The organism is Mesorhizobium sp. Pch-S, assembly GCF_004136315.1.
Lineage (GTDB): Bacteria > Pseudomonadota > Alphaproteobacteria > Rhizobiales > Rhizobiaceae > Mesorhizobium.
The window spans coordinates 1947673-1973127 of sequence record NZ_CP029562.1 but is presented as its reverse complement, the minus strand read 5'-3'; the positions used below and the strand labels follow the sequence as shown (position 1 = coordinate 1973127).

Annotated in this window: 9 protein-coding genes and 1 pseudogene; 6 read left to right on the top strand and 4 right to left on the bottom strand. The window is 62.9% G+C overall.

Annotated features, from left to right (window positions below; all coding sequences use genetic code 11):
• Positions 1-27 precede the first annotated feature (27 nt).
• The 3 genes from C1M53_RS08960 to C1M53_RS08950 form a co-directional block, all read right to left on the bottom strand.
• Entirely contained in the window at positions 28-435 is a 408-nt protein-coding gene (locus C1M53_RS08960; protein ID WP_207213084.1) for a nuclear transport factor 2 family protein, read from the bottom strand.
• 339 nt (positions 436-774) lie between these two features.
• Complete coding sequence (locus C1M53_RS08955) at positions 775-1938, bottom strand: pyridoxal phosphate-dependent aminotransferase (protein WP_129411928.1); 1164 nt, start codon at positions 1936-1938, stop codon at positions 775-777.
• A 384-nt stretch (positions 1939-2322) separates the two neighbouring features.
• Positions 2323-3084, bottom strand: a complete 762-nt coding sequence (locus C1M53_RS08950; protein ID WP_129411927.1) for a GGDEF domain-containing protein — start codon at positions 3082-3084, stop codon at positions 2323-2325.
• Positions 3085-3528: 444 nt separating this feature from the next.
• On the opposite strand from C1M53_RS08950, the gene C1M53_RS08945 reads away from it, so the two are divergent.
• The 4 genes and pseudogenes from C1M53_RS08945 (at position 3529) to C1M53_RS08930 (ending at position 9126) form a co-directional block, all read left to right on the top strand.
• Entirely contained in the window at positions 3529-4980 is a 1452-nt protein-coding gene (locus C1M53_RS08945; protein WP_129411926.1) for a TolC family outer membrane protein, read from the top strand.
• Positions 4981-5019: 39 nt separating this feature from the next.
• On the top strand, positions 5020-7158 hold the full coding sequence (locus C1M53_RS08940; protein ID WP_129411925.1) for a type I secretion system permease/ATPase: 2139 nt from the start codon (positions 5020-5022) through the stop codon (positions 7156-7158).
• A gap of 51 nt (positions 7159-7209) precedes the next feature.
• Positions 7210-8498 (top strand): annotated as a pseudogene (locus C1M53_RS08935) (HlyD family type I secretion periplasmic adaptor subunit).
• The gene (locus tag C1M53_RS08930; protein WP_129411924.1) at positions 8488-9126 is read left to right on the top strand and encodes a ribbon-helix-helix domain-containing protein; all 639 of its coding nucleotides are present in this window, start codon (positions 8488-8490) and stop codon (positions 9124-9126) included. The pseudogene C1M53_RS08935 and the gene C1M53_RS08930 overlap by 11 nt, the downstream one beginning before the upstream one ends.
• A gap of 37 nt (positions 9127-9163) precedes the next feature.
• Here the strand turns inward: C1M53_RS08930 and C1M53_RS08925 are convergent, their stop codons facing one another.
• Complete coding sequence (locus tag C1M53_RS08925; protein ID WP_245488580.1) at positions 9164-10015, bottom strand: transglutaminase-like cysteine peptidase; 852 nt, start codon at positions 10013-10015, stop codon at positions 9164-9166.
• 373 nt (positions 10016-10388) lie between these two features.
• Here C1M53_RS08925 and C1M53_RS08920 point away from each other — a divergent pair, with 373 nt between their 5' ends.
• Both C1M53_RS08920 and C1M53_RS08915 read left to right on the top strand, forming a co-directional pair.
• Positions 10389-24878, top strand: a complete 14490-nt coding sequence (locus C1M53_RS08920; protein ID WP_129411922.1) for a DUF5801 repeats-in-toxin domain-containing protein — start codon at positions 10389-10391, stop codon at positions 24876-24878.
• A 169-nt stretch (positions 24879-25047) separates the two neighbouring features.
• Positions 25048-25410, top strand: coding sequence for a hypothetical protein (locus C1M53_RS08915; RefSeq protein WP_129411921.1), 363 nt, complete (start codon positions 25048-25050; stop codon positions 25408-25410).
• The last annotated feature ends 45 nt before the right edge of the window (positions 25411-25455 follow it).

The window sequence follows — 25455 nt, the reverse complement described above, 5'->3', positions numbered from 1 at the left end:
CGCAATCCGAAGCAAGGCGGAAACACCCTAGCTCGCAGCCGGGATCGAATGGTGTTCGTGCATGAAGAGCCATCTGCCCCCGATCTTGCGCAGGCCGATGGTCAGGCGGAAATCCAGGTCGCTGGCCTGCCCGTTTTCGACGACGACGCAGCGCATCAGGGCGACCGCGAAAGCGACGTCGGAGCCTGCGGTGATGTCGAGTTCGCGAATGTCGAACACCGGAGGCGTGGGCGAAGCCTCGAAGAACAATGGCCAGGTTGCCCGGTAGGCTTCAAGGCCGGTGCACGACAGCGGCGGCGGCACGTCGAACATGACGAAATCGTCGGCATGGTCGCGCAGGATCGCGGCCATGTCCTTGCGGCGCACCGCCGCTGCCCAGGCTTCGATCTGTCGCCTGATCTGCGCCTCGTTGTCGGCACCATCGCTCATGGTCATGCCTCGTCTTGAATCCGGTCGGATATCAAAAGATTAGACAATCTAATAATTAGATAGACTAACAATATGAGCGGCGGATTGAATGTCAAGCGGTTCGAAGGATGAGACCATCGTCGTGATCGGACCACACGATCATGCGCTGCCGGATGCGATGCATGGTTTCGACAAAACGCCCGGTAGCCTGCGTGGGTTGAGCGTGCATAAACGTTGCTGCCCGGGCCCTGCTGCGCCGTGAGGGAGGCGCGCACGGCGAAGGCCGGGACCAGCGAAGACTGATCCATACGGACACGCTGCCAATCTTGCCCGAAATCGCGCTTGCCTTGCGCGTCGGCCTTGCCATCACAGGCCGTTGAAAAAGGCCGTCAGCCGCTTCATCCCTTCTTCCAGCCGCTCGCTCGATTCCGAGCCGAAGCAGATGCGCAGATGACCTTCGCCGGCCTCGCCGTAGAAGCTGCCCGCTTCCACCACCACATGGGCTTCCTGCAGGATCCTGTCGGCGAGTTCCTGCGACGGGATGCCGGTCTCGCTGATATCGGGAAAGGCATAGATCGTACCTTGCGGCAGCGCGCAGCGCACGCCCGGCATCTGGTTGAGCGAGCGCACCACGAAGTCGCGCTTGCTGCGGTCATCCGCGACAAGCCCTTCGAGCACGGATACCGGTCCGTCGACCGCGGCGCGGGCGCCATCCTGGATAAAGGTGTTGACGTGGGTGACGTCGTTCATGGCGATCTTGAGCAGCGCCGGCATCAGCCATTGTGGCGCCGCCAGATAGCCGATCCGCCAGCCGTCCATGGCGTAGGACTTGGTGAAGGCGAACATCGTCACCGTGCGGTCCTGCATGCCGTCCAGCGCGGCGATGCTGATATGCCGGGCGCCGTCATAGACGATGTCCTCGTAGACTTCGTCGGCGATGACGATGAGATCATGGCGGATCGCCACCTCGGCGAGCGCCTGGAGCTCGGCGCGGCTGTAGACGCGTCCGGTCGGGTTCGACGGGTTGACCAGAACGATCGCACGGGTGCGCGAGGTGACCCTGGCTTCGATGGCAGCGGCATGGATGGTGTAGTTGTCGTTCGCGTCGAGCGTCGCAAACACCGGCACCGCACCGGCCAGCTCGATCTTGCCGACATGCTGCGGATAATGCGGCTGCAGCAGGATGACCTCGTCACCCGGATCGAACATCGCCATGAAGGCGACAAAGGCGGCGTGGGTGACGCCGTTGGTTACCAGCACATCCTGCGGGCCTGCCTTGATGCCGTTCTGCCGTGTGAGCTTGGCAGCCAGGGTTTCGCGCAGTTCCAGCGTGCCGCGCGGATCCGAATAATGGACCTTGCCCGCATTGAGCGCCGCGATCGTCGCCTGCTTGATGTGGGCGGGCGTGTCGGCGTGCGGCCTGCCGACCTCGAGATGAATGAGATCCTCGCCGGCAAGGCGTGATGCCTTATCATACATGCCGAAGCTTTTGGCGGATGTCTGCGATATCCGCTTGGCGACGCGACGCATCTTCAATCTCCTGGCTGGTAAGCCGGTTGCGCCGACTGGCAGCATGGCTTGGCGACCCTGGCGGCTCGCAGTCCCTTTCACCTTGCGGTGAAACATCTGGCGCCGACTGTAGGCGAGGCCAAAAGGCGCTGTAAAGTATGTTTGATCAAAAAATCAAATAAGCTTGAGCGGCGATGTGGGGTATGATGTCGCGAAGTCGGGCTTTCGATGCGGCGAAGGGCTGGCGAGACCGGAGTGTCTGCCCATTGCGCCGAGGAACTGTCCTTTGCCCGCAGCGGTGCGGGCACTCCGCAATGCAAAAAGCCCGCGCGGTCGCACGGGCTTCTCTCATAAGGTTTCCGATGTCGGAGCGAGGAGTTGCCCTGCGCGGGCTGTTCAGCTGCCCTAGCTGTCGATGATCAGCCGTTTGATTTCCAGGCCGCCCGACTGGCGCTTGGCGGATTCGAGTTGCTTGTCGGCAACGCGCAGCAGTTCCGTGACGGTCGTGGCGTCCTCGAAGGAAATTCCGCCGACCTGCACGGTCAGCTCGATGGCCTTGCCCTGCGGCGCGAAATAGACCTTGGCGACCTCATTACGGATGCGCTGGCCGACATCCATGGCTTCCTGCTCGGTGGCGTGATGCAGAAAGACGCCGAATTCGGTCTCGCCAAGCCGACCGACGAAATCCTCCTTGCGGACCGACGAACGGATCGTCGTCGCGATCTGTCGCAACGCTTCATTGGCCCATTCGAAACCATACCGCTCCGCCGTAGCCCGCAACTGGCCGGCATCGACCACCAGAAGCGCGCCCTTCGGACGCGTCGGTCCCATCGGCGCACGCACACGGCGATCGACAAGCGAGGAAAACACGTCGGCGTGATAGAAATCCGTTGTCCTGTCGTGGCTGGCCGAATGTGTCAGGTCTTTCCGGAGCCGGCGAATCTCTTCGATCTTGAGACTGAGCAGCGTGAAGACTGGCACCCCGATGACGACAGGGACAGCAAATGCGGTGATGACCGTCCTCTGGAAGCTGGTGAACGAGCCGAACAGCAGCAGATAGTTGAAGATCGCCGAAACGCCGATGCAGATGGCAGTGCCGATCAGCACCAGCTTTGCGATCGGCAGCCAGTCGGTGGGATATCGGCCTTTAGGGTCTTCGTTCGCCAATTGTCGTCCTCCATGCCAACAATATGCGAATACGCCATGATGCGTTCAGCCTTGGTTTCGAAAAACATTCATATTGAAGACAATTTTCAATTTCGACCCCCAATAGTCTCCGGCAAGAGGCTTTATCAACATATGTTGGTGTTTTCCGGCGCGCCAACGCATTCGTGTGATCCAAGGTTGCAAAGAACTGGTGTCGGCAAATATTGCTTGCAGCTTCGGAGCGTCTGGTCCTGTCAATACGAAAGTCGACCAAATCGCACAACTTTAAATGGGTGTATGTGCCTTTTTTACTACATGAAGAAAGATTCGACGCCAACAACGCGGATTCTTTGATTTAAGTAACGGGACGCTTGTCGACTCTTATCTTTTTTCGGATATTGGCCGATACTGTAGCGGTCTCCAAAGGGTGGTAGGAGATTGATGGGCGATCTAGGGCTGGGGGAAATGGCTTCAAGAAGAGTGGCGCGCCTGCGCCAGTTTGCAGCGATATTGTTGGCGGCTACAACCTTAACGGGAGGGTCTGCTTATGCGCTGTCCCTGAAGGAAGCCATCGCAGTCGCTGTCGAGTCCAACCCCGAGATCGGGCAGGCGATTGAAAATCGCGAGGCGATCGAGTTCGAACTGCGCCAGGCCAGGGGTCTCTATCTGCCGAGCGTCGATCTCGAAGCATCAACCGGCGCACGCCGGCTGGACAATCCCTCGCGTCGCACGCTCGCCATAGAGCACGATACGTTATATCCGACCGAAGCCGGCGTGGTGGTGACCCAGAAGCTGTTCGACAGCGGTGCTCGTCGGGCGGAAGTCGATCGCCAGGCTTCGCGTGTCGACGGCGCGTCCTTCCGCGTCCTCGAACGGTCAGAATTCATCGCCCTGTCGGTCGTCCAGGACTATCTGGAATACATGCTTCAGGGCTCGATCGTGAACGAGGCCAGGAAGAACCTTTCGTTCCACCAGGGTATCCTGGGCGATATCCGCGAAAGCGTTTCCGGTGGCGCCTTGACCGATGCCGACCGCCAGCAGGCCGAGGAACGTGTCCTTTCGGCAAAGGCGCGCCTGCAGGAAGCCTCCGAAGAGCTGGAAGCGGCCAAGATCCGGTTCTTCAAGACCGTCGGCAAGCCGCTGACCAACCCGAGCAGGCCGCCATCCGTTGCAAAGGCCCTGCCGCGCTCGCTGGATGAAGCGATCGGTCTGGCCCGGCAGAACAATCCACGCATCCATATGGCCAACAGCGATATCGACGCGGCAAGCGCGATGGTGGATGCCGCCCGCGCCAAATACGGCCCCGAGTTCATTGCCGAAGGTTCGGCACGCGCCGGCCAGGACATCGACGGTGCCGACGGACGCACTGACGATCTGCAGGCCCGGCTGGTGATGCGCTGGAACCTTTATCGCGGTGGCATCGACAAGGCCAACGAGCAGGAACAGATCCGGCGCGCCAGCGAGCAGCGCCTTGCCCTGCATCAGGCGCACCGCGAAATCGAGGAAGCCGTCCGCACGTCGTGGGACCGCCGCTTCAAGCAGGCGGATCTTGCAAAGACCTTGCGACAGCAGGCATCTGCCAATGAAAGGCTGGTTGCTTCCTATCGCGAGCAGTTCAAGGTCGGCCAGCGTTCGCTGCTCGACGTGCTCGATGCGCAGAACACGCGCTTCAACACGGCGACGCTTGCGGACACCGCGGTCTTTGCCTCGCTCTTCGCCGAATACCGCCTTCTGGCGGCGACCGGGCAGCTGCTGCGCACGGAAGGCATCAGCCCGCCGAAGCAGGCAGCGGCTTATGCAAGGGCCGAGTTCAACGTTCCGAAGACCGCGGATGTCGAAACCTTCGCGCGCACGCCATCGGAACAGACCAACGATCTGCCGCTGGATATCCTCGCACCCGTACGCAAGAAGAAATAGGCGCCCGGGCTGCGGACATAGAAGCCGGTTAAGCGTCTCGTGAACCAGCAACCTCAACTTCGTTCGCCGAGAACGGGTTTTAAAAGCTGTTTTTCGGCAATCGCTGCTTTTCTTGGCCGGCCGAGCGCCGAAACGGTGCTCTTTGCCGGGGTGCCGCTGTCCGATGAACGTGTCGACATCGAGGAGATACGGCACCTCGCCGAACGCATCGGCCTTGATGCCAAGGAATTCGACGGACGCGATTTTCGTGCCGGGCGCGTCGACCTGCCCGCCATCCTGTTTCGGGCCAACAAGCCGCCTGTCGCACTGCTGTCGGAAGATGGCGCCGACGGTTATCTGACGGCGCCGCAGGAAGACGGCCAGGTCGTCGTCTCCCGGTCCGACCTTTCGCGCGAACTCATTCTCGGCGGTGCGTCGTTTTCGATCATCTATGCCAATGCCGCCGAAGAGATGAATGTCGGCAGCGCCCAGAAGATCGAGCGGCGCCATTGGCTGACGGGAACGATGAGCGCGTTCTGGCGCTCCTATTCCAAGGTGATCCTGGCGGCGGTGTTCATCAATCTGCTGGCTCTCGCCTCGCCGATCTTCACCATGAATGTCTATGACCGCATCCTGCCGAACAAGGCGGTCTCGACCTTATGGGTGCTGGCGCTGGGCGTTGGCCTTGTGGTGCTCTTCGACCTGCTGTTGAAGACGGCGCGCGCCGCACTGATCGATTATGCCGGCCGCAAGGCCGACCTGCGCATCTCCTACATGCTGTTCGACAAGGTGCTGAATTCGTCGCTGGTCGCGAGGCCCGGCTCCACCGGCGAATATGCAAACCGGGTCACGCAATATGAATTCGCCCGCGAGTTCTTCACCTCCAACACCATCAGCGTGTTCATCGACACCGCCTTCGTCTTCATTTTCCTGATCGTCATCTATGCCATCGGCGGCTGGCTCGTGATCATCCCGGCCATCGCCTTCCTCATCACGATCGCGGTCGGCCTTGTCGCCCAGCGCCGCATCGCAAAATGCGTCGCGGCGTCGCTGAACGAATCCTCGCAGCGGCAGGCGCTGCTGGTCGAGTCGATTTCGACGCTGGAGACGATCAAGTCGCTGCGCGCCGAAGCCTATCTGCTGCGCAAATGGAGCGAGCATTCCAAGAATGCCGCCAACACCTCCGAGCAGATCAAGCAGTTGTCCGCGGCGGCCGGCAACATCACACAGGCGGTACAGCAACTGGTAACGGTCGCGCTGGTGGTCGCCGGAGCCTATGCTTTCGCGGAAGGCCATGTCTCTACCGGCGCCATCATCGGCACTGTCATGCTGGCTGGACGCGCAGTGGCGCCGCTCGGTCAGATCGCGATCACGCTGGCCCGTTTCCGGCAGGCGATGCTCTCCCTCAAGGTCATCAACGGCATCATGGCGCAGCCGGAAGACCGACCCGATACGGTGGGCTTCGTCAATCGCCCGATCCGCAACGGTGCGCTGGTGTTCAGGAATGTCGGTTTCGTCTACCCGGGCTCCGATGCCGAGGTCCTGAACGGGCTCAGCTTCAACATCAGGCAAGGCGAGCGGGTCGGCATCATCGGCCGCATCGGCTCCGGCAAGACGACGCTTGGCCGTCTGGTCGGCCGGCTTTTCCTGCCGACGTCCGGTGAATTGCTGTTCGACGGCATCGACGTGCGGCAGTATCATCCCTCCGAGGTCCGCGCTGCCGTCGGCGTGGTGGCGCAGGCGGGCGATCTGTTTTCGGGGACGATCAAGGAAAATCTCCTGATGGCACGGCCCGATGCCACGGACGAGGAAATCATCGATGCCGCGAAGGCGGCGGGCGTCGACGAGTTCGTGTCACGCCATCCACGTGGCTACGACATGAATGTCGGCGAACGTGGCACCAACCTCTCCGGTGGCCAGCGTCAGGCGGTTGCCATTGCACGCCTGCTTCTGAGCAAGCCGAAGATCGTTTTCCTGGATGAGCCGTCCGGCTCGATGGATCTGGCCTCCGAGCGGCAATTGATCCGCCAGCTCAAGGTGGCCTTCGGTTCGGACACCACCCTGATCGTGTCGACGCATCGTTTCAGCATGCTCGAGCTGGTCGACCGCCTGATGGTCATCGACCAGGGCAAGATCGTCGCGGACGTGCCGAAGGACCAGGTGATACAGGCGCTGCAGAAATCCGGTCGTGGCGCGTGATCTCGGCAGGAAAGGCGGCTCCAACACCATGGTCGGCTGGGTAAGGGAATAATGCTCGCTAGGGATGATCGGCCACCACTGTTCGCCTCGGCCACGGTTGCCATCGTGGGCTTCCTGCTGGTCGTGTTCGTGGCATGGTCGTCCTTTGCCGAGATCGACGAGATCGCGCGGGGCGATGGCAAGGTCATCCCCGCATCGAAGACCCAGATCATCCAGGCCAGCGAAGCCGGCGTCGTGCAGGACATCGCGGTCAAGATCGGCCAGATCGTCAAGAAGGACGATCTCATCATCCGCCTCGACAACACCCTGAATTCATCGAGCCTGGGCGAGCAGCAGGCCAAGGCCCGCGCCTTGCGGGCGCGCGTTGCCCGCCTCAAGCAGGAACAGGGCGGAAAGATCGGCGAACCTTTCGCCTGCCCGGTCGAGATCAAAAGAACGTGCCGGAAATCTGCGACAATGAAGAGAAGTTGCTAATCGCCCGGCAGGACAACTTCAACAACAAGCTTTCCGTGCTGAAGTCACGACTGGAGCAGCGGCAGAAGGAGCTCGACGAGGCCAATGCCAATCTCGATCGTTTGAGCCGGAACCAGCAGGTCAGCGCGCGCGAGGCGAAGCTCGTCAACACGATGGCCCAGAAGGGTCTGATCGCGCAGACCGAACAGCTCAGGGTCGAGCGCGAACAGACGGAACTGGCGGGCCAGATCAAGCTCGCCGGCGAAACGATCCTGCGCGGCAAGGCCGCCATCAACGAGGCGCAGCTTCAGGTCAATGAAGTCACCCTCGAGCTGCAGCAGGAGGCGCTGAACGACCTGACCCAGACGCTGGCGGACCTGTCTGTTGTCGATGAGACGATCCGTGGCGCCACCGACCGTGTCGCACGCACCGACATCCGCTCGCCGGTCGACGGCATCGTCAACACGCTCGACGTCAACACGCTGGGCGCCTTCGTGCAGCCCGGTGCTGTCGTTGCCGGCATCGTTCCCACCTCGGAAACCCTGCTTGTCGAGGCCCGTGTCTCGCCGCGCGATGTCGCCTTCATCCGCCCCGGGCAGGACGCGCTGATCAAGATCACCGCCTATGACTTTTCCATCTTCGGCGGCATCGAAGGCAAGGTGGCGAACATCACCGCCGACAGCCTTGTCGACGAGAAGACGGGTGAACCCTACTATCAGGTGCGCGTCGCCACGGAAAAGTCGACGCTGCAGCGCGACGGCAAGACCTATTCCATCATTCCCGGCATGATCTGCTCTGTCGATATCAAGACCGGTCGCAAGACCATCCTCAGCTATCTCCTGAAGCCGATCAACAAGGCCAGGGAGGAGGCCATGCGTGAGCGATAGCGCGGTCCCCTCCAGTTCTGGCCAGCAACTGCCCAGTCAGCCGCTGCTGCGCGATCAGGAACCGGAGTTCCGGGTCGTCGAACGCAATGGACAGCGGCGCGGCATCCGGCTCGAACGCGGCTTCTGGGACATGCTGAAACGCATGGCTGCGCGCAATCAGGAAACACTCGGTGCTCTCGTCGATCAGATAGCCGTCGCCGCAGGACCGGAGGCCAATCTGACCTCGGCGATAAGGGTAGCTTGCCTTCACGACGCCAACGCCGAAACCGCGATGCTGCGACGGCTGACCTCTGTCGAGATGATCAAGGCCATCCTGTTCGCCTGTCCGGCACCGGCTTTCGCTCTGGAAAGCACGCGCAAGATCCTGGCCTTCAACCAGCCATTCCAGAACCTGGTTCGCCGTCAGCTTCCGGTCGGACAGGATGACGATGCCCGCAAGGACATGAAGCTGGCGCTGGACCTCAATGTCGCGGATATTCTGGAGCGGCTGAGGCAGAATGGAAACCTGCCCGTCGGCACCGGGTTCGTCATCGGCATCGGTGAACGGCGTCATCGCGGGCAGATCAACGCCGTGCGCGCGCCGGTGCCGGCGCCTGATCTGCTGCTGGCTTTCGTTGTCAACGGATAGGCTGTTTCAGCCCCGCAGCAATGGCATGCGGACGCAATCAGTTCTCGGGCCCTTCGCCCGGCGCGATGCCGGAGAGCCCGCCCTTCAGCGATGCCATACGGCTCTCGCCCGTCTTGGCGCCATGCACCCAGGCGCGCTCGGTGCTGAAGGAATAGAGCGGCACATAGTTTGGAAGCGCGCTGTCCATCACGACCTTGTTGCTAAGGCTGTCGAGGATGAAAGTGCCGCTGGACGTGCTGACCGACAGGACGGCGTGAAAGACGTTCCTCTTCCTGTCCTGCAGCACCACCAGTGACATGCTGGTGGCCGGCACCCCAGCCTCCAGCAGCGCTGCCATCTTCAGGATGGCGAAATCCTCGCAGTCGCCGGAGCGACGGCTCAGCGTCTCTTCCGGCGTCGCCCAGTAATCCACCTTTCCATAGGTGACTTCGTCCTTGCGGTAGGCAATGAGCTGATTGATGCCGCTGTTCACGAAGGTGAGCTTGTCGGTGAAGTTCTTGTCCTTCACCGCCTTGACGATGAACGCATAGCCGGCGCTGGTCCGGTCGCAGATGTTGTCGCAGTTGCGCACGGAGCGATAGACGGATGCCCAGCGCGTTGCGGCCGGAAAGTTCTTCATCGATATCGCCATGGAACCGAAGACGCCGGGAATGATCGCAGCGGTCTGGATCGGGTCCAGCTCGGGCTTTTCTTCGGCGATGTTCTGGAGCGCCAGGCTGTAGCCGCCACTGATCTCGGCGCGATAGACGCTGCCTGCGACGGCGGACTCGGGCTTCGTCAGGGAAATGCCGCCCAGGAATTCGACCATCTGGACCGGCTTCGCCAGGCTGTCCCGAGCCTCGGATGTTGCAGGACCGGTCGCCGCATAGGCCGACGGTGCAGCGATCACGAGGGCCAAGCTCGCAATATTCCGCAAGTGTTTTATCAATGAGAACTTTTGCTTTGCTTTCATGACACCCACCCTTTACGATGGATGCTATCCAGCACGCCTGAAGATACCGAAAATATAGATGGATAATTATAGTATAAATTGCGCGGAGGAATTTAATTCAAATTTGAATCAAAGATTCTCGTTATCCCTGGCGCGCCTTTGAAACGAACGTATTGGGTAGAGAACATATATCCCCATATGCAGTCCTCATTTACTAAAAGTAAAATTTAGCATCGAACGCATAGCCCATTATATGGATGCAGTTACCCGCTAGTTGCCAAACCAAACTCGCCCCTGTTTGCTTTGATGACAAAGTAAGGGGTGGTGGGTCATGGCAAACAGTTTCGAGATCGAAAGCAATTCCGCGAGCTGGAATCAGCAAAGCATGCGGGCTGAGCATGATGATCCGTCTGTTTCATTGCAGGTGGCGCAGGCCACTTCTGGCAGTCAGCCGGCGGGGCAAGAAAATCAGCCGGCCGGGGCAGCATCCGAGCCGAAGCCTGTAGATGTCGGCGCCACGCCGGCACCAACACCAGCACAGGCAGCAGCAACGCCGCCTTCCTCTTCTGGCGAATACATCGTTGGCGCGGACAAGACCGTCCACCTGCCCGCCAATACATCCATCGACAACATCCGCGTCGAGGGCACCAATCTCGTTCTGCAGCAGGCCGACGGTTCGGTCGTTGTCATCAAGGATGGTGCGGTCGATGTTCCGACCTTCATTGTCGGCGAAGTCGAATTTCCGCGCGTGGCCCTGCTCGCAGCGCTGCAGACGAGCGGCGTCGATGTCGCCTTCGGCGCGGACGGCTCGATTTCAGCCGGGCAGGGCGCCGCGTCGAACCCCAGCGCCGGCGGCAATTTCGAACATCCTGCCGGCGGGATCGGTGACGGCTTCGACCTGAGCAGCCTCTTGCCACCGACCGACCTGCAGTTTGGCCAGCTCGACGAGCGCGAGCTCTACCCGGCTGCCCCCAATCGCGATCCGCTCTTCGCTGATTTCTCGGCGCTTGCCCTTTCGGACGAAGGCCTGGCCGGTGGAAACCCGGACAATGATGGTTCGAGCGATACCACCAACGCCACGCTGATCACCGGCAGGTTCCCGGCAACGGATCCGGACGGCGATGCGCTCACCTACACTTTCGGCCAACCTTCAGGGCTAACCTCCGGCGGCGTGCCGCTGGTCTGGACCGGACAAGGCACCGCCCAGCTGATCGGCTCGGTGAACGGTGTTCCGGTCATCACGATCACAGCGGCCGGTGACAGCTACACCATCCAGCTTCTCGGCCCGATCGATCATCCGAACGATACGCGTCCGGGCTCGGAAGACGACCTGACCTTTACCGTGCCTGTCACCGCCACCGACGGCAAAGGCGGCAGCACCACCGCCAACATGTCGGTCACCATCGAGGATGACAGCCCGGCATTCGTCGGCGCCGGCCAGAGCGTTCTTCGCGTCGACGAAGACGGCCTGGCATCGGCAAATGCGGATTCCGGCCGTAGCGGCGAAAATGATTTCGGCAAGCAGACCGTCAGCCATATCGAGCTTTCGACCGTCATCAACCCCGGCGCGGATGGGCTGGGTTCGTATCATTTCGTCTCCGGCGCGCTGACACAGCTGGCAGGTCTCGGCCTGTCGAGCAACGGCGCCGCGATTTCCTACGTCGTTTCGCCGGACGGTCACACCATCACCGGCTCGGCCGGCGGCGTTTCCGTCTTCACCGTCGAGTTGACGGCGACCGGTTCGCTGACATTCACCCTGCTGGGCCAGGTCGATCACGTCAACAGTCCGGGAAATGTCGAAACCAACCTGAGCATCGACCTGTCCGGCCTGATCGAGGTGTCGGACAAGGACGGCGATACCCTCACGCCGCCGGTCGGCAGCGTTGTCGTTTCCGTTGGCGATGACATTCCCGTCGCAGCACTCGTGCTGAGGGAAGGCGCATCGATCCTTGTCGACGAGAGTCTCGGCCAGAACGGCGGGCCGGAGACCGAGCCGGCCGGAACACTTGGCCGGGTGGTGGTTCCAGGCGCCTCGCTGTTCAACACGGCGGGTTCGTCGGTCGGTTCCGACAGCGCAGGTGCGACGAAGACCTTCTCGCTTGAAATTGCCGCAGGTGGCCACACCGGTCTGTTCCTGACCGGCCAGAGCGGCGCGGCCAACGAGATCCTTCTGGTCGACAATGGCGGCGTGATCGAAGGCCGCGTCGGTGGCGCTGGCGGCACCCTCGCCTTTACCGTGTCGATCGATGCCGCGACCGGCAATGTGGTGCTGACGCAGTACGAGTCGCTGAACCATCCGACGCCTGGCGCGAGCTATGATGAAGCACTGTTCCTGGCCACGGGTGCGTTGAAGGCCGTCTACACGGTGACCGATGGCGACAAGGATATCGCTTCGGCGGCGGTGGATCTTGGTGGCCAGAGGGGCGTGATCGCCTTCGAGGACGATGGTCCGACGGCCGTGCTGGCATTGGCCGGCAAGGCATCGATCGTTGTCGATGAGAGCCTGGGCCAGAACGGCGCCCCGGAGACGGAGCCGGTTGGGACCCTCGGCCAGGTCACGGTTCTGGGTACATCGCTGTTCGACACGACCGGCTCGCTGGCCGGGCAGGACGAGGAAGGTGCAACGACGGCGTTCTCGCTGGAGGTTGCAGCCGGCGGCCATACCGGTCTTTTCCTGACCGGCCAGAGTGGCGCGGCCAACGAGATCCTTCTGGTCGACAACGGCGGTGTCATCGAAGGTCGCGTTGGCGGCGCCGGCGGCACGCTCGCCTTTACCGTGTCGATCGATCCATCGAGCGGCAATGTCACGCTGACGCAGTACGAGTCGCTGAACCATCCGACGTCTGGCGCGAGCTACGACGAAGCTTTGTTCCTGGCCACGGGTATCCTGAAGGCCGTCTACACGGTGACCGATGGCGACAAGGACGTTGCCAGCGCCAGCGTCGACCTTGGCGGTCGGGCCGGCGTGATCGCGTTCGAGGACGATGGTCCGACGGCTGTGCTGGCCCTGGCCGGCAAGGCATCGATCGTCGTTGACGAGAGCCTGGGCCAGAACGGCGCTCCGGAGACGGAGCCGGTTGGAACCCTCGGCCAGGTCACGGTTCTGGGCACGTCGCTGTTCGACACGACCGGCTCCCTGGCCGGTCAGGACGAGGAAGGTGCAACGACGGCGTTCTCGCTGGAAGTGGCCGCCGGCGGCCACACCGGTCTGTTCCTGACCGGCCAGAGCGGTGCGGCCAACGAGATCCTCCTGGTCGACAATGGCGGCGTGATCGAAGGCCGCGTCGGCAGCGCCGGCGGCACGCTCGCCTTCACCGTGTCGATCGATCCGTCGACCGGCAATGTCACGCTGACGCAGTATGAGTCGCTGAACCATCCGACACCTGGCGCGAGCTACGACGAGGCGCTGTTCCTGGCTTCCGGCATCCTGAAAGCTGTCTACACGGTGACCGACGGCGACCAGGACGTCGCCACTGCCAGTGTCGATCTCGGTGGCGCCGCCGGCGTGATCGCCTTCGAGGACGATGGTCCGACGGCCGTGCTGGCCCTGGCCGGCAAGGCATCGATCGTCGTTGATGAGAGCCTGGGCCAGAACGGCGCCCCGGAGACGGAGCCGGTTGGGACCCTCGGCCAGGTCACGGTTCTGGGTACATCGCTGTTCGACACGACCGGCTCGCTGGCCGGGCAGGACGAGGAAGGTGCAACGACGGCGTTCTCGCTGGAGGTTGCAGCCGGCGGCCATACCGGTCTTTTCCTGACCGGCCAGAGTGGCGCGGCCAACGAGATCCTTCTGGTCGACAACGGCGGTGTCATCGAAGGTCGCGTCGGCGGCGCCGGCGGCACGCTCGCCTTTACCGTGTCGATCGATCCATCGAGCGGCAATGTCACGCTGACGCAGTACGAGTCGCTGAACCATCCGACGTCTGGCGCGAGCTACGACGAGGCGCTGTTCCTGGCCTCCGGCATCCTGAAAGCCGTCTACACGGTGACCGATGGCGACAACGACGTTGCCAGCGCCAGCGTCGACCTTGGCGGTCGGGCCGGCGTGATCGCGTTCGAGGACGATGGTCCGACGGCTGTGCTGGCCCTGGCCGGCAAGGCATCGATCGTCGTTGACGAGAGCCTGGGCCAGAACGGCGCTCCGGAGACGGAGCCGGTTGGAACCCTCGGCCAGGTCACGGTTCTGGGCACGTCGCTGTTCGACACGACCGGCTCCCTGGCCGGTCAGGACGAGGAAGGTGCAACGACGGCGTTCTCGCTGGAAGTGGCCGCCGGCGGCCACACCGGTCTGTTCCTGACCGGCCAGAGCGGCGCGGCCAACGAGATCCTTCTGGTCGACAACGGCGGTGTCATCGAAGGTCGCGTCGGCGGCGCCGGCGGCACGCTCGCCTTTACCGTGTCGATCGATCCATCGAGCGGCAATGTCACGCTGACGCAGTACGAGTCGCTGAACCATCCGACGCCCGGTGCGAGCTATGACGAGGCATTGTTCCTGGCCACGGGTATCCTGAAGGCCGTCTACACGGTGACCGATGGCGACCAGGACGTTGCCAGCGCCAGCGTCGATCTTGGTGGTCGGGCCGGCGTGATTGCCTTCGAAGACGATGGTCCGACGGCAGCGCTGGCGCTGAAGGCCGGCGCGTCGATCATCGTCGACGAGACCCTCGGGCAGAACGCGGGCGAGGCCGAGGGCGGCGCCGCCGGCCTGGGCCAGGTGACGGTTCTGGGCACGTCGCTGTTCGACACCACGGGTTCGTCGGCAGGACAGGATGAAGAGGGCGCGACGACGGCGTTCTCGCTGGAGATCGCCGGCGGTGGGCAGACCGGCCTCTACCTTTCGGGCGCGGTGCATGACGCGGCACACGAGATCGTGCTGGTGGACAATGGTGGGGTGATTGAAGGACGCGTCGGCGGAGCCGGTGGCGTGCTTGCCTTCACGGTTTCGATCAATGCCACCAACGGCAATGTCACGCTGACGCAGCTCCAGGCGCTGGATCACCCGGACACCACCAACGCCGACGAAGCGCTGTATCTGTCCAGCAACGTGCTGAAGGCGGTCTACACGGTAACGGATGGCGACCATGACGTCTCGACCGCCAAGGTCGATCTTGGCGGTCGGGCCGGTGTGATCGCATTCGAAGATGATGCTCCGACAGCTGTTGTCGGCGGCGCCGGCATCCAGGCGACGGTTGCCGAAGACACTATGGCGACGGCGGACGGCGATGCCTCCAACGGCATTCCGGATGCCGGCCAGACATCGTCCAGCGACGAGGCCTCCGGCACGCTGGGTTCGTTGGGCGCCCTGTTCAACGCCGGTGCCGACGCGCCGCTGACCTTCAGCCTCAATCCCTCGACCAGCGGTCTGCCGGTGCTTTATTCGCATGGCATCCAGCTGGTCTACAACGTGGCCGGCGGCGTGCTGACGGCCACGGCCGGCGCCAACACCGTCTTCACGCTGACCGTCAATGCCGACGGTTCGTGGAATTTCGACCTGAAGGATCAGCTTGACCATGTCGCCGGCAGCGGCGATGCCGGCACCCTGCTGCGCACCACCGTCGGCAGCGTGCCGTCGATCGACTTCTCGTCGATGATCGTGGCCACCGATGCCGATGGCGACAAGGCCACCGGTGCCGCTCCGGGTTCCTTCACCGTTACCGTCCAGAACGACGTTCCGGTCGTCGTGGCGCTGCCTCCCCAGACAGGAACCGAGACGACGTCCTACTCCCTCACCGGAGTGCAGGCCGGGCACGATCTCTACAAGGTTCTCAACGGCGCCAACGACAAGGACATCCTGCTGAGCGGGCGTACGGGTACCACCCAGGATGCCGTCAACACGTCCAACGACATCGGCGTCGGCAATGGCCAGAACATCAACGGCAAGGACAACAACAGCGCCGAAGAATATCTCGTCCTCGATTTCGTGAAGAATGGCGTTGCCACCGGCAACAACATGTCGACGACCTTCACGGCAACCGAGCACTATTCTGTCGCTTCGCTGACTTTCAAGGTCTCACAGACCACCGGGCCAGGCACGGCCTCGGTCTTCCTGCGGGCATTCAGCGTTCCCACGACCGAAGACAACAACTCGGGTTCGGCGAACTTCACCGACAACGCCAGGGTTGCGATCACCACAGTCAGCGTCAACGGGACCAACTGGCCTGTCACGGTTGTCTACGCAGCCGACGGCGTCACGCCGATCGGCTATCTCATCCAGGGCGTCAATGCGGGCGATTCCATCAAGGTCACCGGCGCTGCCGATTTCGGCCGTCTCGAAATCTCCAACTATGACGGTGTCACGATCAACACCGGCGGCGGCGGCTCCGCCACAATTTCCGGCGCGAAAAGCTTCGGGGTCCTTATTTCCGGGTCGGAAAGCACCGTCATCCAGCCATTCGAGGTCAGGCACGACGAAAGCCCGCTGGTCAACAACACCGCGGATCCGAACATCGCCGACGACACGGCGGCGCCGCTGCCGTCGAGCCTGGCGACAAGGATCGGCGGGCTGGCGCTGACCGAGCTCGGTCATGCGGTTTCCTCCGGCACGGTCGCCGGCTTCTTCACGTCGCAGCCCGGCGCGGACGAGCCGGCCGCGATCACCTACCAGCTCGCGAACGGGACGGCGAACACCCCCTTCACCGGTCAGGACAGCGGCTTGACGACGACGGATGGCGGCATTGCCATCAAGCTCTTCACCGATCCTTCTGACCCGCGCATCCTGTGGGGCATTGCCGGCAATGATTTTGCCAGCGGCCAGAAGGTGTTCGCCGCCTATGTCGACGATGCCGGCAAGCTCTGGCTGGTCCAGTTCCAGGCGATCCACAATCCCGTGGCTGGTTCGACGGCTGCCGATTATGACGACGCCGTCTCCGTGATCGGCAACATCCATGTCCAGGCCAATGTCACCGATGCCGACGGCGATGTGGCGTCCGCCGTGTCCGGGACCCCGATCAGGCTGACCTTCCAGGACGACGGCCCGCACGCGATCAACGATATCGACACGGTTCTCGGGGCGGATATGACGGCCACAGGCAATGTCCTGACCGGTATCGACATCGCTGCCGGCGATGCCAACACCGACGACGGCGTCGCCGACAAGCTGGGCACCGATGGTGGCAAAGTCGCCTCCGTGGCTGGGGTGTCGACCGATTCCTCGCCGGATGCCGCGCACAATTTCCAGGTGATTGGCAATTACGGCTCGCTGGTCCTCAACGAGGATGGCTCCTACGTCTACACCCGCTTCAACAGCGATCCGGTCGTCTCGCAGGACATCTTCACCTACACGATCAAGGATGGTGATGGTGACATCTCGACGGCGACGCTGACGATCGGGGTGGCCGACAACGGCACTTTGATCACCAACCTGACACCGGCCGCAGGCGGCGGTGACGCCACCCTGTCGGAAGCCAATCTCTCCGATGGCTCCAGCAGCAACCCGGCAGCGCTGGTTCAGACCGGCAGCTTCAATGTTTTTGCGCCGGACGGCATCCAGTCCGTCCAGATCGGCGGCACTGTCCTCACCATTGCCCAGCTCGGAGCAGCCTCGTCCGCATCGCCGATCGCCATCAGCGGCAACCCGGCCTATGGCTCCCTCGAGATCATCGGGTTCGACAGCGGTTCGGGTGAGATCACCTATCGCTTCACCCTTACCGACAACACGCTGACCCACACCAACATCACCGCCGATGCGACGCCGGGTGATCGTGGCACGGACGATCCTGTCTTCGCCAACTACACGGTGACGGTCACTGACACCGATAACGACAGCTCTTCGGGAACACTTGCCATCCGGGTGCTGGACGATGGTCCGACGGCGCATGCCGATGCCGACGCCGGTATCGAAGGCGCACTGATCGGCGGCAACGTGCTGACGGGTATCGGCACGACCGGTGGCGTGTCCGGTGCCGATGTGTTCGGCGCGGACGGTCCGACGGTTGCGGGCGGCGGCGTGACGGGTGTCGCGACGGGCTCGAACACGGCAAGCCCGGTGACGGGCAATGTCGGCACGCCGATCGTGACGGCGCTCGGCACGCTGACGCTGAATGGCGACGGCAGCTACACCTACCAGGCCAAGCCGAATGTGGTGCCGGCCGGCGGAGCGACGGACACCTTCGTCTACACCATCACCGATGGCGACGGCGACACCTCGACGGTGACGCTGACGATCAACCTGTCCGACAGCGGCATCACGGCCTCGGACAATGATGCGATCGTCAACGAGGCCGGTCTTTCGACGGGCAGCGATGCTTCCTCGAACAGCGAGATCTTCGCCACCGGCCAGATCACGGCTTCGAGCGCGGTGCCGATCGTCAGCTATGCGATCACCAGCGTGGGTGGCGGCACGGGCAGCTACGGCACGCTGTCGCTGAACCCGACGACGGGCGCCTACACCTATACGCTGACGTCGCGCTTCGACACCTCGCCGGATGCCGACAATGCGACCAACACCGAGCAGAACCGTGACGTGTTCACCTACACGGCGACGGACGCCAACGGCAACACGGTCACCGGCACCATCGAGGTCGATATCATCGACGACGTGCCGACGGCGCATGCCGATGCCGATGCCGGTATCGAAGGCGCACTGATCGGCGGCAATGTGCTGACGGGTATCGGCACGACCGGTGGCGTGTCCGGTGCCGATGTGTTCGGCGCGGACGGTCCGACGGTTGCGGGCGGCGGCGTGACGGGTGTCGCGACGGGCTCGAACACGGCAAGCCCGGTGACGGGCAATGTCGGCACGCCGATCGTGACGGCGCTCGGCACGCTGACGCTGAATGGCGACGGCAGCTACACCTACCAGGCCAAGCCGAATGTGGTGCCGGCCGGCGGAGCGACGGACACCTTCGTCTACACCATCACCGATGGCGACGGCGACACCTCGACGGTGACGCTGACGATCAACCTGTCCGACAGCGGCATCACGGCCTCGGACAATGATGCGATCGTCAACGAGGCCGGTCTTTCGACGGGCAGCGATGCTTCCTCGAACAGCGAGATCTTCGCCACCGGCCAGATCACGGCTTCGAGTGCGGTGCCGATCGTCAGCTATGCGATCACCAGTGTGGGTGGCGGCACGGGCAGCTACGGCACGCTGTCGCTGAACCCGACGACGGGTGCCTACACCTATACGCTGACGTCGCGCTTCGACACCTCGCCGGATGCCGACAATGCGACCAACACCGAGCAGAACCGTGACGTGTTCACCTACACGGCGACGGATGCCAACGGCAACACGGTCACCGGCACCATCGAGGTCGATATCATCGACGACGTGCCGACGGCGCATGCCGATGCCGATGCCGGTATCGAAGGCGCACTGATCGGCGGCAACGTGCTGACGGGTATCGGCACGACCGGTGGCGTGTCCGGTGCCGATGTGTTCGGCGCGGACGGTCCGACGGTTGCGGGCGGCGGCGTGACGGGTGTCGCGACGGGCTCGAACACGGCAAGCCCGGTGACGGGCAATGTCGGCACACCGATCGTGACGGCGCTCGGCACGCTGACGCTGAATGGCGACGGCAGCTACACCTACCAGGCCAAGCCGAATGTGGTGCCGGCCGGCGGAGCGACGGACACCTTCGTCTACACCATCACCGATGGCGACGGCGACACCTCGACGGTGACGCTGACGATCAACCTGTCCGACAGCGGCATCACGGCCTCGGACAATGATGCGATCGTCAACGAGGCCGGTCTTTCGACGGGCAGCGATGCTTCCTCGAACAGCGAGATCTTCGCCACCGGCCAGATCACGGCTTCGAGCGCGGTGCCGATCGTCAGCTATGCGATCACCAGTGTGGGTGGCGGCACGGGCAGCTACGGCACGCTGTCGCTGAACCCGACGACGGGTGCCTACACCTATACGCTGACGTCGCGCTTCGACACCTCGCCGGATGCCGACAATGCGACCAACACCGAGCAGAACCGTGACGTGTTCACCTACACGGCGACGGATGCCAACGGCAACACGGTCACCGGCACCATCGAGGTCGATATCATCGACGACGTGCCGACGGCGCATGCCGATGCCGATGCCGGTATCGAAGGCGCACTGATCGGCGGCAACGTGCTGACGGGTATCGGCACGACCGGTGGCGTGTCCGGTGCCGATGTGTTCGGCGCGGACGGTCCGACGGTTGCGGGCGGCGGCGTGACGGGTGTCGCGACGGGCTCGAACACGGCAAGCCCGGTGACGGGCAATGTCGGCACGCCGATCGTGACGGCGCTCGGCACGCTGACGCTGAATGGCGACGGCAGCTACACCTACCAGGCCAAGCCGAATGTGGTGCCGGCCGGCGGAGCGACGGACACCTTCGTCTACACCATCACCGATGGCGACGGCGACACCTCGACGGTGACGCTGACGATCAACCTGTCCGACAGCGGCATCACGGCCTCGGACAATGATGCGATCGTCAACGAGGCCGGTCTTTCGACGGGCAGCGATGCTTCCTCGAACAGCGAGATCTTCGCCACCGGCCAGATCACGGCTTCGAGCGCGGTGCCGATCGTCAGCTATGCGATCACCAGTGTGGGTGGCGGCACGGGCAGCTACGGCACGCTGTCGCTGAACCCGACGACGGGTGCCTACACCTATACGCTGACGTCGCGCTTCGACACCTCGCCGGATGCCGACAATGCGACCAACACCGAGCAGAACCGTGACGTGTTCACCTACACGGCGACGGATGCCAACGGCAACACGGTCACCGGCACCATCGAGGTCGATATCATCGACGACGTGCCGACGGCGCATGCCGATGCCGATGCCGGTATCGAAGGCGCACTGATCGGCGGCAACGTGCTGACGGGTATCGGCACGACCGGTGGCGTGTCCGGTGCCGATGTGTTCGGCGCGGACGGTCCGACGGTTGCGGGCGGCGGCGTGACGGGTGTCGCGACGGGCTCGAACACGGCAAGCCCGGTGACGGGCAATGTCGGCACGCCGATCGTGACGGCGCTCGGCACGCTGACGCTGAATGGCGACGGCAGCTACACCTACCAGGCCAAGCCGAATGTGGTGCCGGCCGGCGGAGCGACGGACACCTTCGTCTACACCATCACCGATGGCGACGGCGACACCTCGACGGTGACGCTGACGATCAACCTGTCCGACAGCGGCATCACGGCCTCGGACAATGATGCGATCGTCAACGAGGCCGGTCTTTCGACGGGCAGCGATGCTTCCTCGAACAGCGAGATCTTCGCCACCGGCCAGATCACGGCTTCGAGCGCGGTGCCGATCGTCAGCTATGCGATCACCAGCGTGGGTGGCGGCACGGGCAGCTACGGCACGCTGTCGCTGAACCCGACGACGGGCGCCTACACCTATACGCTGACGTCGCGCTTCGACACCTCGCCGGATGCCGACAATGCGACCAACACCGAGCAGAACCGTGACGTGTTCACCTACACGGCGACGGACGCCAACGGCAACACGGTCACCGGCACCATCGAGGTCGATATCATCGACGACGTGCCGACGGCGCATGCCGATGCCGATGCCGGTATCGAAGGCGCACTGATCGGCGGCAATGTGCTGACGGGTATCGGCACGACCGGTGGCGTGTCCGGTGCCGATGTGTTCGGCGCGGACGGTCCGACGGTTGCGGGCGGCGGCGTGACGGGTGTCGCGACGGGCTCGAACACGGCAAGCCCGGTGACGGGCAATGTCGGCACGCCGATCGTGACGGCGCTCGGCACGCTGACGCTGAATGGCGACGGCAGCTACACCTACCAGGCCAAGCCGAATGTGGTGCCGGCCGGCGGAGCGACGGACACCTTCGTCTACACCATCACCGATGGCGACGGCGACACCTCGACGGTGACGCTGACGATCAACCTGTCCGACAGCGGCATCACGGCCTCGGACAATGATGCGATCGTCAACGAGGCCGGTCTTTCGACGGGCAGCGATGCTTCCTCGAACAGCGAGATCTTCGCCACCGGCCAGATCACGGCTTCGAGTGCGGTGCCGATCGTCAGCTATGCGATCACCAGTGTGGGTGGCGGCACGGGCAGCTACGGCACGCTGTCGCTGAACCCGACGACGGGTGCCTACACCTATACGCTGACGTCGCGCTTCGACACCTCGCCGGATGCCGACAATGCGACCAACACCGAGCAGAACCGTGACGTGTTCACCTACACGGCGACGGATGCCAACGGCAACACGGTCACCGGCACCATCGAGGTCGACATCATCGACGACGTGCCGACGGCACGCGCCGGTGCTGCGATGAATGTTCTGGAGACGGACGGCCAGACGAACGGCACCAGTCTCCTCGCCAATGATACGCAGGGTGCTGACGGTGCAACGCTCACCCATGTCAATCTGGGCAGTGGTTTCGTTGCCATCACGACAGGGACATCGCTCGGCGGCGGGGTCTATTCGTTCTCGGTCTCGGGCATCGGTGTCTATACATTCAAGGCCGATGGCACCTGGACCTTCGATCCCGCGGTCAATGCGAGCACCTCGAACCAGTCGGGTTCCTTCACCTACCGGATCACCGATGGCGACGGCGACACGTCGGAGGCTGCCCAGGTCATTACCATCGCCAACGTCAACAACGTGCCCACAGGCGGTTCGGTTACAGCGTCCGTCGACGACGAAGGTCTGCTGCACGGACTTGTCGGTGGCACCGGTGACGACACGACCACTGCCTCGGCCTTCGCAACGGGCACATTGACCGGTTCAGGCGGCGACGGCGCGCTTTCCTACAGCTTCGCCAACCTTGCCGGCACGCCGGCGGTGACGATCGGCCAGGAGCAGGTCACCTATTCCTGGGACAGCACGCTGAACAGGCTGGTGGCGACGATCAGCTCGAGCACGATCGCAGCCCGCGTCGGCCAGGTGCTGTTCACGGTGGATGTCACGCCGTCGACGGGCGCCTACCAGGTCAGCCTGATCAATGCGGTTCTGCACACCAATGCCAACAATGCGGAAGCCGGCGACCTTCAGCTGGCGCTGCAATACAAGGTCAGCGACAGCGATGCCGATACCAGCGCCGGCGATACCGGCACCGGTACCCTGACGATCAATTTCGACGATGACTCGCCGGTGAACTTCACCGCGCAGGCCATGACGATCGAGAACGGGGCCAATGCGATCGGCAGTGGTGCGCTCAACTTCTATGAGAGCATCGGCGCAGATGGCGGCAGCGCGGTGTTCTCCGGCACCAACGGCTCCACATTGATGAGCGGTGCAAGCGCCGTCACATCGGGGGGCAAGACCGTTCATCTCTACGGCTTCGGAACCGATACGCTGACGGCCAGGATCGATCTCGACGGCAACGGAACGGACGAGACCACGGTCTTCACGGTCAAGCTGTCTCCCAATGCCAAAAGCGAACCGAGTGACGTCTACACAGTCCAGTTTTCCCGGGCTCTGGACGACGGTTCGGGAACAACGATCACCACTTCGAATCTCAGCTCGACGAGCAAGAGAGACTACAAGATGGTGGACGACACCTCGGCGAACGATCAGGACATCCTGATTTCCGCGTCGCATTCGAATGGGACGCAGGGTGCCGTCAACGGCAGCAGCTCGGGCTCGAGCGTAGCCTTTGGTGTCGACCAGCCGGTTGTTGGAACGGGCGATATACTCAGGTTCGATTTTGCAAAATCGGTGACGGTGACAGGGAGCGCGAACAACAGTTACACCGACGGAGCGCACTACAACACGAACGGTTTTTCATTCACGGTGGATGGTACCGGCGGGTCGGGCGTCCTGGTGGTCGCCTACGATGCAAATGACAATACGGCGAACAGCTATGCAGACTTGACCAACGATGCTGCAAGCAAGGACACCATCACCCAGATCTACAAGAATGGTGTTCTGCTCAGTTTGGCAAGTTTGACTGCTTCCGGCGGCGGCTACATCGTTCCGTCGGTTACAGGCGACATCATTTCCGTCTATACGGCGGATGGATACAACCGGATCGAAGTCAGTCACGCCTCCGGTGCCGATTTCCAGATTTCCAACGTCGGCTACCTGCGCTTCGACGCTGGCACTCCCTTGAACATGTCGTTCAATGTTCAGGCTACCGACGCAGACGGGGATACGTCGACGGGTTCCATCACCTTGACGACCACGCCTCCGACCACCACCATCAACGGTACGGCCGGTCACGACAACCTTGTTGCGGGTCTCGGTGTCGATACGCTCAACGGCCTCGGCGGCGACGACACACTCGTCGGCGGAGCCGGCGCGGATGTCCTCGTCGGTGGCGCGCATTCGACGCTCGGCGATACGGCCAGCTATCAGAATTCGGCAGCCGGCGTCACCGTCGACCTGACGCTGGTCGGCGTGGCCCAGACTTCGACAGGTGATGCCAGCGGCGACAAGCTGACCGGCATCGAGAACCTGATCGGGTCGAACTTCAACGACCTGCTCACCGGCGACGGCAATGCCAATGTTCTCTACGGCCTGGACGGCAACGATACCCTGCACGGTGGTGGCGGTGACGACATGCTCTACGGCGGCGCCGGCCTGAACCATCTCTATGGCGAAGGCGGCAAGGATACCTTCGTCATCGATCAGTCGGCGCTTTCGGAAGTCGGCATGGTCGACGTCATCCACGACTACAGCAATGCCGATGGCGACGTCGTCGACCTGTCGGAACTGTTGAATGTCGCGCTGGGCACCAATGTCGGCACCGCCGGCTATGTCGACTACGACAATGCAAGCGGCGCCCTGAAGGTCGACGTCGATGGCGGCGGCAACAATTACGTGACGGTTGCGACGCTCAATCCGGGTCTGACAACAGTGAACATCCTCTACAGCGAGGACAATCACGACAAGACGGGCACGGCGACCTGATGGGCGCAAGAAGGAGCGCGACGCCGTTGTCTACTCGACTATCCGCCATGCCGCCGGGCGCTGGCTCGCCGGCATGGCGACATGGTAAGGTTGAATTGGGTTTGATTGCATCCGCACAACGGGAAGGATCCATCCCGCCGCGGCATGTTTTTTCAACGAGGGGGAGATCATGAAGCATTCTTCTTTCGGTCTGGCTTTGCTGCTGTCGCTTGGCGTCACGGGCGCGCAGGCCGCCGACATCATCGGCGCGCCGACGGGTGAGTATTGCCGCACCGTGGGCACCTCCAACCTGATCCTGGAGGAGAACATGAGCACGCTGAAGACAGAAGTCGTGCGGCTGATGGACGAAGCGGTTGCAGCGGCCAAGAGCGAGCAATGGGTTCATTCCTCGCGTCCGGTGTTCGTCTGGGCTTCCGAAGCCAAGGTCGCCTGCGGCATGGCCTATGGCTATCTCAAGACCAACTATCGCGACGAGGACACCCTCAACAAATGCGAGTGTTTCCACGATCGCATGCTCGAATACATGCACTAGAGCAATGATGGCTGCCGGTTCCGGTTGTCTTGCCCGGTAGGAACC

Excerpts from the sequence above, each read along its gene's own strand:
- C1M53_RS08915 (WP_129411921.1), top strand. The coding sequence starts at position 25,048 with ATGAAGCATTCTTCTTTCGGTCTGGCTTTGCTGCTGTCGCTTGGCGTC.
- C1M53_RS08955 (WP_129411928.1), bottom strand. The coding sequence starts at position 1,938 with ATGCGTCGCGTCGCCAAGCGGATATCGCAGACATCCGCCAAAAGCTTC.
- C1M53_RS08920 (WP_129411922.1), top strand. The coding sequence starts at position 10,389 with ATGGCAAACAGTTTCGAGATCGAAAGCAATTCCGCGAGCTGGAATCAG.
- C1M53_RS08945 (WP_129411926.1), top strand. The coding sequence starts at position 3,529 with ATGGCTTCAAGAAGAGTGGCGCGCCTGCGCCAGTTTGCAGCGATATTG.
- C1M53_RS08960 (WP_207213084.1), bottom strand. The coding sequence starts at position 435 with ATGACCATGAGCGATGGTGCCGACAACGAGGCGCAGATCAGGCGACAG.